Origin of the sequence: Acidovorax sp. Root219 (genome assembly GCF_001428665.1) — a bacterium.
Classification (GTDB): Bacteria; Pseudomonadota; Gammaproteobacteria; order Burkholderiales; family Burkholderiaceae_C; genus Acidovorax.
In genome coordinates, this window is record NZ_LMIJ01000007.1 from 152,635 (window position 1) to 167,599 (window position 14,965).

Annotated in this window: 13 protein-coding genes; 1 reads left to right on the forward strand and 12 read right to left on the reverse strand. The window is 67.9% G+C overall.

The features are described from left to right. Positions 1–16: 16 nt before the first annotated feature. From ASE28_RS07085 to ASE28_RS07120, 8 genes are all read right to left on the reverse strand, one after another. Positions 17–1,078, reverse strand: coding sequence for an aldo/keto reductase (locus tag ASE28_RS07085; RefSeq protein ID WP_057265807.1), 1,062 nt, complete (start codon positions 1,076–1,078; stop codon positions 17–19). 78 nt (positions 1,079–1,156) lie between these two features. Then, entirely contained in the window at positions 1,157–2,041 is an 885-nt protein-coding gene (locus tag ASE28_RS07090; protein WP_057265809.1) for a LysR family transcriptional regulator, read from the reverse strand. Between the two features lie 77 nt (positions 2,042–2,118). Further along, positions 2,119–3,204: an ABC transporter ATP-binding protein gene (locus ASE28_RS07095; RefSeq protein WP_200963917.1), complete on the reverse strand. Its 1,086-nt coding sequence runs from the start codon at positions 3,202–3,204 to the stop codon at positions 2,119–2,121. A 13-nt stretch (positions 3,205–3,217) separates the two neighbouring features. Further along, the gene (locus ASE28_RS07100; protein ID WP_057265813.1) at positions 3,218–4,963 is read right to left on the reverse strand and encodes an iron ABC transporter permease; all 1,746 of its coding nucleotides are present in this window, start codon (positions 4,961–4,963) and stop codon (positions 3,218–3,220) included. Between the two features lie 80 nt (positions 4,964–5,043). Further along, positions 5,044–6,369, reverse strand: a complete 1,326-nt coding sequence (locus tag ASE28_RS07105) for an ABC transporter substrate-binding protein (RefSeq protein WP_057265815.1) — start codon at positions 6,367–6,369, stop codon at positions 5,044–5,046. A gap of 133 nt (positions 6,370–6,502) precedes the next feature. Beyond that, positions 6,503–7,723 carry a dienelactone hydrolase family protein gene (locus ASE28_RS07110; protein ID WP_057265817.1) on the reverse strand — a complete coding sequence of 407 codons (1,221 nt, stop codon included), beginning with the start codon at positions 7,721–7,723 and terminating at the stop codon, positions 6,503–6,505. A 36-nt stretch (positions 7,724–7,759) separates the two neighbouring features. After that, positions 7,760–9,304: an NAD(P)/FAD-dependent oxidoreductase gene (locus ASE28_RS07115; protein ID WP_057265819.1), complete on the reverse strand. Its 1,545-nt coding sequence runs from the start codon at positions 9,302–9,304 to the stop codon at positions 7,760–7,762. A 12-nt stretch (positions 9,305–9,316) separates the two neighbouring features. Then, the gene (locus tag ASE28_RS07120; protein ID WP_200961145.1) at positions 9,317–10,117 is read right to left on the reverse strand and encodes an SDR family oxidoreductase; all 801 of its coding nucleotides are present in this window, start codon (positions 10,115–10,117) and stop codon (positions 9,317–9,319) included. 246 nt (positions 10,118–10,363) lie between these two features. Here ASE28_RS07120 and ASE28_RS07125 point away from each other — a divergent pair, with 246 nt between their 5' ends. Continuing rightward, positions 10,364–11,407: an AraC family transcriptional regulator gene (locus ASE28_RS07125; RefSeq protein WP_057265821.1), complete on the forward strand. Its 1,044-nt coding sequence runs from the start codon at positions 10,364–10,366 to the stop codon at positions 11,405–11,407. A 7-nt stretch (positions 11,408–11,414) separates the two neighbouring features. Here the strand turns inward: ASE28_RS07125 and ASE28_RS07130 are convergent, their stop codons facing one another. From ASE28_RS07130 to ASE28_RS07145, 4 genes are read right to left on the reverse strand one after another with little or no spacing between them, the layout of a single operon-like run. Then, positions 11,415–12,485, reverse strand: a complete 1,071-nt coding sequence (locus ASE28_RS07130; protein WP_235514705.1) for a CDP-6-deoxy-delta-3,4-glucoseen reductase — start codon at positions 12,483–12,485, stop codon at positions 11,415–11,417. Positions 12,486–12,502: 17 nt separating this feature from the next. Beyond that, the gene (locus tag ASE28_RS07135; protein WP_057265823.1) at positions 12,503–13,222 is read right to left on the reverse strand and encodes an ABC transporter ATP-binding protein; all 720 of its coding nucleotides are present in this window, start codon (positions 13,220–13,222) and stop codon (positions 12,503–12,505) included. After that, entirely contained in the window at positions 13,219–13,977 is a 759-nt protein-coding gene (locus tag ASE28_RS07140) for an ABC transporter ATP-binding protein (RefSeq protein WP_057265825.1), read from the reverse strand. The genes ASE28_RS07135 and ASE28_RS07140 overlap by 4 nt, the downstream gene beginning before the upstream one ends. Then, positions 13,974–14,963: a branched-chain amino acid ABC transporter permease gene (locus ASE28_RS07145; protein WP_057265827.1), complete on the reverse strand. Its 990-nt coding sequence runs from the start codon at positions 14,961–14,963 to the stop codon at positions 13,974–13,976. The genes ASE28_RS07140 and ASE28_RS07145 overlap by 4 nt, the downstream gene beginning before the upstream one ends. Positions 14,964–14,965: the final 2 nt, after the last annotated feature.

The following is a 14,965-nucleotide window of genomic DNA, read 5'->3' on the forward strand; positions in this document are numbered from 1 at the left end:
GACCGTCACCATGCCATCACAATGCCGGGTCGCGCAGCTCCAGGCGAATGGCGTCGATGGCCTTGAGCAGCTCGGGGGAGAGTTCCGTGCCCCAGGCGTTCAGGTCTTCCTCCAGCTGCGCCACCGAGGTCACGCCGATGATGGTGCTGGCCACCTGCCACTTGGTGTAGCAGAACGCCAGCGCCAGTTGCGTGGGAGTGAGGCCGTTGTCGCGCGCAAGCGCGTTGTAGCGGCGCGCGGCCACCAGCGACTCGGGTCGGCCCCAGCGCTGCTTGCGCACCGATTCGTAGGACGAGATGCGCGCGCCCTTGGGAGCGTCGGGGCCGGTGGTGCCGCTGTCGTCGTACTTGCCTGTGAGCAGGCCGAAGGCCAGAGGCGAGTACGCCAGCAGCGACACATTCAGGCGGTGGCAGGTCTCGTCCAGCGCGTTTTCCCAGGTGCGGTTGACCAGGCAGTAGGGGTTCTGCACGGTGGCCACGCGCGGCAGGCCATGCTGCTCGGCCAGGCGCACGAATTCGTGCACGCCATAGGCGGTCTCGTTGGAGAGGCCGACATAGCGCACCTTGCCCGCCTTGACCAGGCCCGCCAGGGCTTCCAGCTGGGCGTGAATCGGCGTCTCCGAGGTTTCCTTGGCCGGGTCGTAGTACATGGTGCCGAAAGCCGGCACATGGCGCTCGGGCCAGTGGATCTGGTAGAGGTCGATCACGTCGGTCTGCAGGCGGCGCAGGCTGCCTTCGCAAGATGCAACGATGTCTTGAGGCGTCAGGCCCTTGCCTTCACGCACCCAGGGCATGCCGCGCGAGGGGCCGGCCACCTTGGTGGCGACCACCAGCTTCTCACGCGCGCCCGGGTTCTTCGCGAACCAGTTGCCGATGATGGTCTCGGTGGCACCAAAGGTCTCGGCCTTGGCGGGCACCGCGTACATCTCGGCGGTGTCGATGAAGTTCACGCCCCGGGCCAGCGAACGGGCGAGGATGTCGTGGGAATCGGATTCGTTGACCTGTTCACCAAAGGTCATGGTGCCCAGGCAAATGGGGGTGACGTGCAGATCGCTCTGACCGAGCTGGATGGTTTTCATGCGGACTCCGTTGGCAAGCTGCGCAGTTTACGGGTTGCCGGCAAAGTCTGCAGGCCAGGGCCTGACCACCCACAGCCCTTACCCCGACAGACCCCAGACGCTGCGCAGCAACTGCAGCGTGGCCACGATGGCCGGGTCGTGCTCGGCCGCGCGCGGATAGATGAAGCTCAGAAGCGCCCCCACCCGGGCATGCGGCCAGATCACCACCTCGCCGCGCTCGCTGGCGGGCAGCGCCACGTCCTCGCGCAGCAGCGACAGGCCCACGCCGGCGCGCACCAGGCTTTGCGGCAAAGAGACCTCGTCGGACTCGATCACCTGGTGCGGCGTGAGCCCCTGGCGCGCGAACATGTCGCGCATCAGCGTCTGCACATGGTGCAGCGGCGGCGCACCGATCCAGGGCATGTCAGCGATGTCGCGCCAGCCCGCATGCAGCACCTGCGGCGCCTGGCTGGCCGGTCCGGCAATGCGGTAGTGGATGGTCTGTAGCGCCAGCCCCATCACCTCGCGCGGGATGTTGGGGCCGATGTAGAAGGCACCCTGCAGCAGCCCCGCCGCGACCTGCTCGCGCAGTTCTTCGGCCGGGCCATTGCGCGTGCGTATTTCCAGCAACGGCAAGGTGCGCACCAGCGCGCCGAGCAGCGAGCCCAGGCGCAGGGTGTCGGGGTCGGCCACCGTGCCCAGGGTCAGCGAGCCGGTGACCTCGCCCTGCAGGTCGCGCGCCTTGCCCAGCAGGTGCCCGGCGGCCGTGAGCACGTTCTCGGCATCGGACAGCAAGGCCTCGCCGGCCCGCGTGAGGCTGATACGGCCCGGCCGCCGGTCGAACAGGGCCACGCCCAGTTCCTCTTCCAGAGCCTTGATCTGGGCGGTGATGGCCGGCTGGGTCAGGTGCAGCGCTTCGGCGGTGCGCGTCACATGGCCGAGCTTGGCCGCCGTGACGAAGGCACGCAGTTGGTAGATCTCCATGCCTGTCAGGCCACGGAGAAGCAGAAGAAGAAGAAAGGTTCAGGCATCGGGCTGCATTGTGGCGTGGTCACACCTTCTTACTGGTCCAGAAAGCGCACCTGCGTGGGCTCGATGCCCAGGCGTACCTCCGAGCCGGGCGCGAACATGGCCAGCCCGGCATAGTGCGGCTGGTCGGTGACCATGGCCACCTCCCCCACGCGCACCCGGTAGCGCGAGAACTCGCCCAGGAACTCGGCGCTCTCCACCAGACCGTTGAGCCACAGGCGCGAGGCATCGACCTGCTCGTCGCGCACGCGGATGCTCACCTGGTGCGGGCGGAAGGCCATGGCCGCAGCGCCCACGGCCGGCGGGTCGGCCGGCCGGGGCAGCGTGAGGTTTCCGAGGCCATCGACGCGGAACACCAGCGTCTCGCCGCCCACGGAAACCACCTGCCCCTCGAGCAGGTTGGCCGTGCCCACGAAGCCCGCCACGAAGCGGTTGATGGGAAAGTCGTACAGCCCCGTGGCGGCCCCCACCTGCTGCAGGATGCCCTTGTCCAGCACGGCCATGCGGTCGGCCGTGGTCATGGCCTCCTCCTGGTCGTGGGTGACGAAGATCGTGGTCAGCCCGAGCTTGCGCTGCAGGTTCTTGAGCTCCTCGCGCATCTGCACACGCAACTGCTTGTCCAGGTTGGACAGGGGTTCGTCGAGCAGCAGCAGCTTGGGCTCGATCACCACGGTGCGCGCCAGCGCCACGCGCTGCTGCTGCCCACCCGAGAGCTGCCCGGGCCGGCGCTGCGCGTAGTCACCCAGGCCCACCAGCTCCAGCACCGCGCCCACCTTGCGGCGGATGGCATCCTTGGTCTCGCGCCGCTCCACCAGGCCGAAGGCCACGTTGTCCCACACCGTCATGTGGGGCCACAGCGCGTAGTTCTGGAACACCATGCCCACGTTGCGCGCGTGTGGCGGCGTGCCGGTGATGTCCTGCCCGTCCACCAGCAGCTCGCCGCGCTGGTGCTGGTTGAAGCCTGCGATCAGGCGCAGCAGGGTCGACTTGCCCGAGCCCGAAGGGCCCAGCAGGGCGAAGAACTCGCCGGGTTCGATGCGCAGGTTGACGTCGCGCAGAACCTCGGTGCTGCCATAGCTCAGGCTGATGTGCCGGGCGTCGAGAGAGACTTTGTTCAGATGCATGGAATGTTCACCCCTGTTTGGCCTGCACCGTGGTGCGCGAGCGCTCCACGAAGCGGTGCGAGAAATAGGTACCCAGCCCCACCACCACGACGGCCAGCACACCCAGCGCCGCGCCCGGGCCGCGGCCCGAGATGCTCTGCATGTACAGGTAGATGCCGTAGCTCATGGGCGCCTGGCTTTGTGCCGACGAGAGAAGGATGGTGGCCGAAAGCTCCACCGCCGCCGTGATGAAGCTGGTGACGAAGCCCGCGAGAATGCCGCCCATCATCAACGGCACCATGACGCGGCGGATGGTGGACAGGCGCGACGCCCCCAGGCTCTGCGCCGCCTCTTCCAGCGACACATGCACCTGCTGCAGCGCCGCCATGCACGAGCGCAGCGCATACGGCAGGCGCCGCACGGCATAGGCCAGCATGATCAGCACCCAGGTGGTGACCATCGGCGTGTCGGTGAAGGGCAGGTTCACACCCTTGAACATGCGCAGGTAGCCAATGGCCAGCACCAGCCCCGGGATGGCCAGCGCAGCCGACGCCAGGTAGTCGAGCCAGCGGCGGGCCGGAAGCTGCGTGCGCAGGATCAGGTAGGCGATCGAGGTGCCGATCACCACGTCCAGCCCCGCCGCGATGAAGCAGTACAGCAGCGTGTTGCCTATCATCTGCTTGGAGTCGGTGAACACCGTGGCGTAGTGCTCCAGCGTGTAGGAATCGGGCAGCACCGAGAAGCTCCACACCTTGGAGAACGACATCAGCAAAATGCCGATGTGCGGCGCCAGCGTGACCAGCAGGATGAGCCCTATCCAGCCATAGGCCAGCACCGACTCCCAGGCCGACAGCCGCCTGCGCTGCAGCGAGCTGCCGCCCTTTTGCAGGGTGGCGTAATCCTTGCCCTTCATCACGCGCGCCGCCATCCACAACGCGAGGATGGAGAACGCGATCATGATCACGCTGATCACATAGCCCAGCGGGTCGTCGATGCCCACCGAGGTGATGCGCAGGTAGGCCTGGGGCGCGAGCATGTTGGTCACGCCCATCACCAGCGGCGTGCCCAGGTCGTCGAACACCTTCACGAAGACCAGGGCCGCACCGGCCAGGTAGCCGGGCATGGCCAGCGGAAAGATCACCCGGCGGAACAGCCGCCAGCCGCGCGCGCCCAGGTTCAGGGCCGACTCTTCCATGGCCCCGTCGATGTTGCGCATGGACGCCACCAGGTTCAGCAGAATGAACGGAAAGTAGTGGATGCTCTCGACGAAGGTCACGCCCACCAGGCCATCCATGATGGGAATGGTGAAGCCCAAATACTCATTGAGCAGCAGGTTGAGGGACCCATTGCGCCCGAAGATCAGCTGCAGCGCCACCGCCCCGACGAAGGGCGGCATGATCAGCGGCAGCACGCCCAGCGTCTGGATCAAGAGTGCCCCGCGGAACTCGAAGCGCACCGTGAGGTAGGCCAGTGGTACGGCGATCAGGCTGGCAAAGAACACGCTGGCCAGCGAGACCACGAGGCTGTTGAAGAACGACTCGCGGAACACCGACTGCTCGAAGAAGTTGGCGAAGTGCCCCAGCGTGAGCGCGCCCGTCTCGTTGATGAAGGCGGTATAGACCACCAGCCCCACGGGGATCAGCAAGAACAGCAAGAGGAAGGCCAGGATCAGCCCGAAGGCGATCCAGGGGCCCACGCCCGTGAGGGCATGCAACAGGCGCGGGCGGGCCGCACCGGGCCCGGCGGCGCCGGGTTCGGAGTAGACAGCAGACATGGTGGTGGCTTCCCGGCGCCCCTGCAGGGCGCCTTGGGCGCGATTGCGCCGGGTTGTGGTGTGGAGTGCGTGCCGTCTTCTTACTTGGCCATGCCCTGTGCTTGCTGGGCCAGCGTGCGCGCGCGGTCATAGTTCTCGCGCGCCTTGGTGGCCCACAGCTGCTCCAGCCCCGTGAGCTGCTTGGACACCGCCACATCGCGCCGGTTCTTGCGGAACAGTTCGAGGAACTCTTCGTTCTTCACATTGGCCTCGCCCACCAGCGAGGTGAAGGCCAGGCTGCGCGCCTGCTGCAGCAATTCGGCGCCCTTGGCGTTGGGCTTGGCCTTCAAGGCCTTGTCCGCATCATGGATGGCGCGGGTGGCGGCCTGCAGCTCCTTCAGGCGAAAGGTCACCATCTGGTCGAACAGGCTGGTCACCACCTGGTAGCGGTTCTCGGACAGCACGGCATCGAACTGCACCTTGGCGCGCTGCGCCACCTCCTGCGGCACGGGGTAGCCTGCGGGTGCCTTGAGGCTGCTGTAGGGCAGGATGGGCAGGCGGCTGATCTTGGGATCGAACAGCAGTTGCTGCCCTTCGGTGGACATGCTGAAGGCCATGAACTTCTTGGCCTCGTCCGTGTTCTTGCCGCCCGCGATCAACGCGATGTTGGCTGGCACCACGGCCGTCATGGCCGGGTAGACGAAATCCACCGGAAAGCCCGAGTACTTGCCCGCCAGGCCAAAGAAGTCGATCACGATGCCGATGCCGTACTGGCCGTTGTTCACGCCATCGGGCACGGCAAAGCTGCGGTCGGTCACGGCGGCGGCATTGCCCATCATGGCCAGCAACTGGGCCCAGCCCTTGTCCCAGCCCTCGCCCTGCAAAATCGTCTCCACCGTGAGCTGCGTGGTGCCCGAGCGCGATGGCGAGGAGATGGCCACGTGGCCGAAGTATTCAGGGCGCGTGAGGTCGGCCCACGCCTTGGGCGCAGGCAGCTTGTTGGCCTGCAGGTAGCGGGTGTTCCACATGATGCCGTAGCCCGCCAGCGCCTGGCCGTAGTACAGGCCCTGCGGGTCGTTGAGCGGGTAGTTGCCGATCTTGGCCGGCGCGGCGGGGTTCTTGGTGTCCGGTGCAGCCTGCAGCAGCTTGTTGCGGGCCAGCACCTCGAACGCATCGGGGGCCGAGGCCCACATGATGTCGGGCCGCTGGCCCTCGGGCAGCTCACGCACATAGGCAATCGCCGCCGTGGTGTTCTTGTTCAGGATCTCGATCTTGATGCCCGGGTTCTTGGCCTCGAAGGCTTTCTGGTACGCGGTGGTGAGTTCCTTGGGAAAGGACGTGAGCACCGTCACGGTGCCCGCCTGGGCGCCCTGCACGGCACACAACAAACCGGCGGCCAGGGCCCCCGCACAAAGAATGCGCTGCATGGATGTCTCCTCTATGTTCTAGTGGCCCCAATGTAGGCGGCCCGGTCACCGGCCGCCAATCATTGTTTCTGATGCGGTACATCAGTCGCACGGCCTGTCGGGTTATCACCTAGAACGAGAAGACCCCCTGCATTCAACGCTCCATCAGCCCATTCGACGGCAGCGTTTCATCGAGCAGCTTGCGCCCCGCCTCCACCCCCGCCACGGGCAGACCCTTGGGGTCCAGCAGCCCCACCTGCACCAGCACGCTGGCCTGGTCCCAGTAGATGTGCTCGTGGTAGAGCTTGTCGCCGCGAAACTTCACCACCGCCAGCAGCGGTATCTCCACACGCCGGCCCGTGGGCGCCACGCCGGGCAGCATCCACGGGATCTCGGTGGTGTGGGTGAAGCAAAACAGCATCTCATCGACCACCTGCGTGGCGCCCACCGTGCGCGAGATGGGGGTCAGGCTGGTGTCGGGCGGGTTGCTGTTGACGAAGTGGCGCGTGTAGAAGTCGTGCAGGTGGCGGTAGCCCACGCCGCCCGTCATGGTGGGGATGTGGTTCACATAGGGCTCGGCCACCATGGTGGACATGGTGGCGTCCACGTCGCGCGTGGCGAACTCGTATTCGCAGTGCTTGTCCCACAGGGCTGACAGATCGTAGTGCGGGCCCATTGCGCGCCGCAACGCGGCCACGCTGCGCTGGTGCGCCATGAGGGCCGATGGCTTGTGGAAATGGTCGCCGCCCACCCGCGCAAATGCGTGGTCGGTGCCGGGGTAGACGTACAGCTCCACGTTCTCGCGGCCCGACAGGGCCTGCACGATGGCTTCGCGCGCGGGCGGCGGGCAAAAGCCGTCGAGCTCGGCGATGTGCAGCACCAGGCGGCACTGGATGTCCGTGGCCTCGGCCAGCGCGGCCTCGATGCCCACGCCGTAGTAGCCCACGGCCACGTCGGCATCGGTGCGGCACGCCGCGAGGTAGGCCAGCTTGCCGCCCAGGCAGAAGCCCAGCACACCCACCTTGCCGCCCTGCGCGCGGACCTCGGGGCGGGCACGCAGCACCGTGATGGCCGTCTGCAGGTCCTGCACGCCCTTGGCCTCATCAAAGCCCTGGTAGAGACCAAAGGCGCGCGGCATGTCGCTGGCAGCATCGAGCTCCACGGCCGGCTCCTGGCGCCAGAACAGGTCGGGCACCAGCACCACGTAGCCTTCCTCGGCGTAGTAGTCGGCCACATCGCGCATGGTGGCGTTCACGCCGAAGATCTCCTGCGCGAGCACCAGCCCCGGGCCGCTGCCGCTGGCGGGGGTGGCAAGGTAGGCGCGAAAGCTGCCGCTGCCGTCTGCGGCGTCGAGCGTGGTCCATTGTCCTGGCATGGTAGGGTTCCTTGTGGTCTTGGGTTCGAGGGAGTTTCAGGAAGCGGTAGCACCGGGCACGGCCTGCGACGCACCAGCCGCAGGGGATGCGCCGGCATGCCGCGCCAGCAGTTGCCGCGTGACCACAGCATAGTCCGCCGGGTCCACCGGCCCCAGCCACTGCTTGAAGCGGGTGAGCACGCGCAGGGGCAAACCCATGTCCTGCAGCAACTCGTCGATGTTGTGCACCGAGAACGGGATGATGTTGGTGCCCTTGGAATGCTTGCCGTCGGTGCGCTCCTCCATCCAGGCCAGGCGCCGGTCGATCTGCGCGTTCATCTGGTCTGGGGGTGGCAGCTGCAGCCCGCCGCGCAGGTGGTTGGCCAGCCATAGCGCACCGATCTCGCAGTTGAGCTGGCTGAAGAACGAGGAGTTGTAGCCGTTGAACGCCAGGCGCGGCATGCCCACGGGCAAAATGGAGCGGTACAGCCGGAAGTTGCCGCGCGCATCGGTCACGCGCTGCAGCACGCTGCTGTCCAGAAACGGCACCTGCTGGTGCCAGCCCGTGCCGCAGACCACGAGGTCGGCGGGCACCGTCTCGCCCGTGCTCAGCACGGCCTGGCGGGGCTGCAGCGTACGGATGCTCACGCCCTTGCGCACACCCAATTCGCCGGCAGCCACCTTCTCGTAGAAGCCGTCGGTCACCAGGCTCACGGTGCTGCGGGCGATGGTTTCGAGCGGCGTTCCCGGGTGCAGGCCGATCTCGCGCAATTTGAGCTGGCGCGTGACCACCGACTCCACGCTGCCCAGCATGGAGTTGCGCACCGGCAAGCCCGGGCCGTGCAGGAATTTCTCGAACCCCTTGGGCTCGATGTACTTGAACAGCGCCTCGCCCATGCGCGTGAGCAGCAGGAACTTGAAGTTCAGCACGTTCATGAACTTCTTCGGGATCTTCCAGATCAGTTGGCGCGCGAGCACCGTGGTGCTGGCGCTGTCGGCCGCGATGGCATTGGCCACGTCGCACGACGATTTGCCGTAGCCCACCACCAGCACATGCTTGCCGCGCGCCTCGTTCGCGTCGTTGAACTGGCTGGTATGGCACACGCGCCCGCCAGCAGCCACGAATGCATCCGCGCCCGGGTACTGCGGCACGGCCGGCTCGCTGAAGATGCCGTTGCACACCACCAGGTAGTCGAAGCGGTGCACCTCGGCCGGCAAGGCGCCGCCCTGGCCGGTTGCTGCTCGGCGCGCCTTCAGGGTCCACACGCCGGCCTCTTCGTCCAGCACGGCGCTCTCCACCGTGGTGGACATGCGCAGGTGCGGCACCAGTCCGAAGTGCTCGGCATACGACTGCAGGTAGGCCTGCACCTGCTGGCCCGAAGGCCACTCGGGGTAGCTGGCCGGCATCGGAAAATCCGACAGCGCATAGGTAGTGCGCGGGTTCTGCGTGGTCAGGCCCGGGTAGCGGCGCGAAGCAGCCCAGACGCCGCCCACGTCGGGCTCCTTCTCGAACACCGTCACCTCGAAGCTGAAGGCGCGCAGCACCTTGGCGGTGGAAAGGCCGGCAAAGCCGGCACCGATGATGCCTACGGTTCTGGTCATGGTGGCGCTCCTTCAGGACATGAGTTTGGGAATGGCGGGCTCGTGCGACTCGGGCCCCATGGCGGAGTAGCCGCCGTCGCATGCATAGTCGGCACCGGTCACGAAGCTGGCCAGGTCCGAGCACAGGAAGAGCACCACATTGGCCACCTCGGCCGGGTCGCCGACTCGGCGCAGCAGGTGGAAGGGCGCGGCCACGCGGTCGGTCTTGGCGCGGTCGCCGCCGGTGAGCTGGTCCATGATGGCCGACCAGGTCCAGCCGGGCGAGACGCTGTTCACGCGCACGCCCTCGGCCGCCAGGTCCATGGCCATGCTGCGCGTGAGCTGCACCATAGCCGCCTTGCCCACCGGGTACAGCCAGCGCCCGGTCTGCGCCACGCCCGAGGAGATGCTGGTGAAGTTGACCACCGCCCCGCCCCCGGCCTGTTGGAAATGCGGGCGCACGGCCTTGAGCACCATCACCGCACTGACCAGGTTGACGTTGAGCGAGGCCAGCCAGTCCTCGCGCGGCGAGGCGATGCCATCGTCCAGGTACGAGCAGGCCAGGTTCACCAGGTAGTTCACCCCGCCGTGGCGCTCGGCGGCCAGGGCCACGCAGGCGGCCACCTGGGCGTCATCGGTGATGTCGGTACGGCTGAACAGCACCCCGACCCCCAGCTCGTCCGCCAGCGCCTGCCCGGCCTCGGCGTTGATGTCGGCCACCACCACCCGCACCCCAGCCTGGTGCAGGGCACGCACCACCCCGGCGCCGATGAGGGTGGCGCCCCCGGTCACGATCGCGCTCTTGCCGCGCATGCTGTCGAATCCCTGGACCATGCTGACTCCTGTGTTGTCCGAAACATGTTGCAGTGCATCAGCGGTAACACGCCGTCACATCCGCCCTGTGCACCCGGGTGCTAACGCTCTTGCGCAGCACCCGGGGCCTGCACAAGAATAGAAAGGCAGCCCGCGCATCCGCATCCCGAAAGCGCAGGGCGTATCCCGCAAACGCATGTTTTCGCGCCCCCTGCCGTGGCGTGTTTCGTGCTTGCCCAAGAACCAACACCCCACCGGCCGAACCGCATGCACACCGCCCAGCAGAGCAGCACCGCGCACCCGCTACCGCTGGAGCGCTTTCGCCTGTTCGACAGCCACGACCTGGACGAGGCGCGCGAGTTCGTTGGCCGCGTGTTCTGCCCGCACGAGCTGGCGACCCTGCACCGGGGCGCGCAGCTCGATGCCTGCCACCACAGCGTGCCCCTGCACCGCGATGCCAGCCTGAACTACGTGCAGTACGGCCCGGCCGTGCGCATCGAGCCGGGCCACCTGGGCGGCTTCTACCTGCTGCAGATACCGCTGCGCGGTGGCGCCACGGTGCGTTGCGGCGGCCAGGCGGTGGAATCGCATGCGCTCATGGCCTCGCTGCCCTCGCCCACCGAGCCGCTGTCCATGCGTTGGCACGAGGACAGCCCGCAGTTCATCGTCAAGATCGACCGCGAGGCCTTGCATACCCGCCTGTCGGCCCTGCTGCAGGCACCGGTGCAGCAGCCTCTGGTGTTCGAGCTCGGGGTGGACCTGGCCCAGCCCGCGCTCATGGGCATGGCCAGCTTCATCGCCTACCTGCGATCGGCGGTGGAGACCAATGCCTTCCTGCTGGGCCACCCGGTGCTGGCCGAACAGGCCGAAAACCATCTGCTCACCAGCCTGCTGCTGTCCACGCAGCACAACTATTCACAGGCCCTGGCGGCCGGCACGGCCATGCCGGGCAGCGCACCCGTGGTGCTGCCGCGCGTGGTCAAGCGCGCGCAGGAGTTCATGCACAGCCGGCTGGAGCTGCCCATCACCCTGGCCGAGGTGTGCGCGCATGTAGGCGTCAGCGCCCGGTCGCTGCAGCAGACGTTTGCCCAGTGCACAGGCAAGAGCCCCATGGCCTTCCTGCGCGAGTTGCGGCTCGATGCGGCGCGCGCGGCACTGCAACAGCCCTCTCTGGCAGAGCGTGCGCCGCAGGTCTCGGACATCGCGGCGCGCTACGGCTTCTTTCACCTGGGCCACTTTGCCGAGGGCTACCGCAGGCGCTTTGGCGAGACCCCGTCGGACACCCGCCAGCGCAACGGCCAGCCCCACTGAATCCGGCTCACCCCGGCTGCGCCACGAAGGCATCGGCAAAGAACGCCATGGGCCGCATGCCCGCCAGCGCGGCGAAGTCGTGCCGGGCAGCATCCACCATGGCCGGGGCACCACAGGCATACACCTCGTGCTGCGACAGGTCCGCATGGTCCTGCAGCACGGCCTGGTGCACCCAGCCGGTGCGGCCGGCCCAGGCATCGGCCTCGGGCGCATCCGACAGCACGGGCACATAGCTCAGGCGGCCCTGCAGGGCCTGCTCCCACTCCAGGCACAGGCCGTGCAGGTACAGATCGGCCCGCGCACGGCCGCCCCAGTAGAGGTGCACGCGGCGTTCGCTGCCGGCTGCAAGCAATTGCTCCACCAGCGCTTTCACGGGCGCGAAGCCGGTCCCGCTGGCCAGCAGGATGGCCGGCGCCTGCGATGCGCCATCGTGCATGCCGAAGGTTCCGAACGGTCCCTCGATGCGCAGCACGTCACGCACCTTGAGCTTGCCGAACACCTGGTCGGTGAACAGGCCGCCCGGCAGGTGGCGGATATGCAGTTCCAGCAGCTCCTGCCCGTCACGGGCCGGCGTGGCCAGCGAGTAGCTGCGCCGGCGGTTGCCAGGCAGCAGCACGTCCACATACTGCCCGGCGGCATAGTGCAGGCGCTGGCCTGCCGGGGGCTGCAGCTGCACGCGCATGACATCGGGCGCCAGGCGCTCCATGGCCACCACGCGCACCGGCAGCTTGCGCACGGCGATGCCGGGGATGTGGGGAATCTCGGCGCATTCGATGCGCAGGTCGCTTTTCGCCTGCGTGCAGCACAGCAGGTATACGCCCTGCCCGGCTTCGTCCGGCGCCAGGGCAGCAGGCTGCGCGCCGGGCAGGCACGCCGCCTTGCCACCGACCACCCGGGCACGGCAGGCGCCGCAGGTGCCGGTCTTGCACTGGTGGGGCAGCAAGATGCCCTGGCGCAGGGCGGCATCGAGCACGCTTTCGCCCGCCTGGCTGGTGAAGGCCTTGCCCGAAGGTAACAGGGTGATGGCATGCACAGGCACTTCGGCCACGGCTGCGCCGACCTCTTCGATCATCTGCATGGGAAACCCTTGGTGGCTTAGACGGTGAGGTAGCGCGACCACAGGCTGCGGTCGGCATTGAGCGCGGCGGAATCGCCCTGCCAGACCACGCGCCCGCGTTCCAGGATCACATGGCGGTCGGCCAGTCCCACCAGGCGGTGCACGTACTTGTCGACCACCAGAATGGTCTGCCCGGCGGCCTTGAGCGTGGCCAGGCAGCGCCAGATCTCCTCGCGGATGACCGGGGCCAGGCCCTCGGTGGCCTCGTCCAGGATGAGCAGGCGCGGGTTGGTCGACAGCGCCCGGCCGATGGCCAGCATCTGCTGCTCGCCACCCGAGAGCTGGTTGCCCAGGTGGTTCTGGCGCTCCTTGAGGCGCGGGAACACCCCATAGATGCGCTCCATATCCCAGGCATCGCGCAGGCCGTTGCGGTGGTCGGCAAAGGCCAGCAGATGCTCGCGCACCGTGAGGTTGGGGAACACGTGGCGCCCCTCGGGCACGATGGCCAGGCCCAGGCGGGCGATGGCGTCGCTTTTCATCGCCCCGGTAGCCTGCCCCGCGAAGCGGATGCCGCCGGCCGTGGGGCGCAAGGCCCCTACCAGGGTCTTGATGGTGGTGCTCTTGCCCATGCCGTTGCGACCGAGCAGGGACACCACCTCGCCTGCGGCGATATCGAGGTCAATGCCGAAGAGCACCTGGCTCACGCCGTAGCCGGCCTCCAGGCCCTGGCAGCTCAGCAGTGGCTCGGGGGCGCTCATGGGGTCGTCTCCAGGGTTTCGGTGCCCAGATACACGGCCTGCACCTCGGCGTTGTTGCGGATCTCGTCGGGCGTTCCGGCGGTGAGCACCCGGCCATAGACCAGCACCGAGATACGGTCGGCCAGGCGGAACACGGCCTCCATGTCGTGCTCGATCAGCAGCACCGCCATGTCCTTGCGCAGGGTTTCGATGAGCTGCACCATCTGCAGCGATTCGTCAGGCCCCATGCCGGCCATGGGCTCGTCCAGCAGCAGCAGCTTGGGGGCCGAGGCCAGCGCCAGCGCCACATCCAGCGTGCGCTGCGCGCCGTGCGGCAGGGCACCCGCCACCTCGCCCATGCTGGACTGCAGCCCCACGCGCTCGGCCAGGCGGTCGGCGGCCTCGTACAGGTCGCGCGCCTGCGAGCGCGGCTGCACAAAGCGAAAGCTCGACCCGCTGTGCGCCTGCACGGCCAGCAGCAGGTTGTCGCGCACGGTCTGCTGCGGAAAGATGCGCGTCACCTGGAAGCAGCGCGACAGCCCCTTGGCCACGCGGCGGTGCATGGGCAGCGCGGTGATGTCGGCGCCATCGAGCAGCACCCGGCCCTCGTCCGGCGCCAGCAGGCCCGAGATCTGGTTGACCAGCGTGGTCTTGCCGGCGCCGTTGGGGCCGATGAGGGCATGCACCTCGCCGTGCGCCACCGAGAGGTCCACATGGTCGGTGGCCAGCAGGCCGCCAAAGCGCTTGACCAGGCCCTGCACTTGAAAGAGGCTCATCGCGGGCTCCTTGTGCGCAGGTCTGCCAGCGCGGCCAGGCCCTTGGGCGCATACAGCGCGGTGGCGATCAACAACACGCCCAGCGGCATGTGCCAGTAGTCGGTGTTGAGCTTGAGCACCTCTTCGAGCGTGAGCCACACGGCGGCCCCCACCGGGCCGCCCCAGCGCCGGCCCAGGCCGCCGATGACGACCATCACGATCAGCGTGGCCGATTGCGTCCAGTGCATCATCGACGGGCTCACGAAGCTGTTGCCCGTGGCCAGCAGCGCGCCCGCCAGGCCGGCAATGGCACCGGCCAGCGTGAAGGCCGCCAGCTGCAGCAGGTACACCGGGTAGCCCAGGGCGCGCATGCGGGTTTCGTTGTCGCGGATGCCCGCGAGCGCCGCGCCGAAGCGCGAGGCCGTGGCCCGGTCCAGCCACCACAGCACCAGCGCCACCAGGGCCAGCACCACCCAGTACAGCGTGGGCTCGTGCATCACATCGAGGCCCAGGCCCAGCGTGGGCCGCATGGGCAGGCTGTAGCCGTCGTCGCCGCCATAGCTGCGCAGCGAGACGAACACGAAGTACAGCATCTGCGCAAAGGCCAGCGTGATCATGATGAAGTACACGCCCTTGGTGCGCAGCGAGATGGCGCCCACCAGCGCCGCCACCAGCGCGGCAGCAGCCATGGCAGCGCCCCAGACGACCCAGGCCGAGGTGGCGCCCGCATCGCTGAGCACCACCACCGCATAGGCGCCCACGCCCACGAAGCCCGCATGCCCCAGCGCCACCATGCCGCCAAAGCCCATGATGAAGTTCAGGCTGGCGGCGGCCAGCGCCACCACCAGCACCCGGCGCACGAAGCCGATATAGAAATCCAGGCCCAGGGCCGAAGCCACCAGCGGGAACAGCGCCAGCGCCACCAGCAAGGCCAGCGGCAGCACTGCGCCGCGCCAGCGCGACACGGCGGAGTCCGCAGGCAGGTAAGAAGTCAGGGAAGCGGACATGG

Bases quoted from the DNA above. Each gene is read 5' to 3' on its own strand.
- ASE28_RS07120 (WP_200961145.1), bottom strand. From the start codon at position 10,117: ATGGTCCAGGGATTCGACAGCATGCGCGGCAAGAGCGCGATCGTGACC.
- ASE28_RS07105 (WP_057265815.1), bottom strand. From the start codon at position 6,369: ATGCAGCGCATTCTTTGTGCGGGGGCCCTGGCCGCCGGTTTGTTGTGT.
- ASE28_RS07090 (WP_057265809.1), bottom strand. From the start codon at position 2,041: ATGGAGATCTACCAACTGCGTGCCTTCGTCACGGCGGCCAAGCTCGGC.
- ASE28_RS07110 (WP_057265817.1), bottom strand. From the start codon at position 7,723: ATGCCAGGACAATGGACCACGCTCGACGCCGCAGACGGCAGCGGCAGC.
- ASE28_RS07130 (WP_235514705.1), bottom strand. From the start codon at position 12,485: ATGCAGATGATCGAAGAGGTCGGCGCAGCCGTGGCCGAAGTGCCTGTG.
- ASE28_RS07085 (WP_057265807.1), bottom strand. From the start codon at position 1,078: ATGAAAACCATCCAGCTCGGTCAGAGCGATCTGCACGTCACCCCCATT.
- ASE28_RS07125 (WP_057265821.1), top strand. From the start codon at position 10,364: ATGCACACCGCCCAGCAGAGCAGCACCGCGCACCCGCTACCGCTGGAG.
- ASE28_RS07135 (WP_057265823.1), bottom strand. From the start codon at position 13,222: ATGAGCGCCCCCGAGCCACTGCTGAGCTGCCAGGGCCTGGAGGCCGGC.
- ASE28_RS07100 (WP_057265813.1), bottom strand. From the start codon at position 4,963: ATGTCTGCTGTCTACTCCGAACCCGGCGCCGCCGGGCCCGGTGCGGCC.
- ASE28_RS07145 (WP_057265827.1), bottom strand. From the start codon at position 14,963: ATGTCCGCTTCCCTGACTTCTTACCTGCCTGCGGACTCCGCCGTGTCG.
- ASE28_RS07115 (WP_057265819.1), bottom strand. From the start codon at position 9,304: ATGACCAGAACCGTAGGCATCATCGGTGCCGGCTTTGCCGGCCTTTCC.
- ASE28_RS07140 (WP_057265825.1), bottom strand. From the start codon at position 13,977: ATGAGCCTCTTTCAAGTGCAGGGCCTGGTCAAGCGCTTTGGCGGCCTG.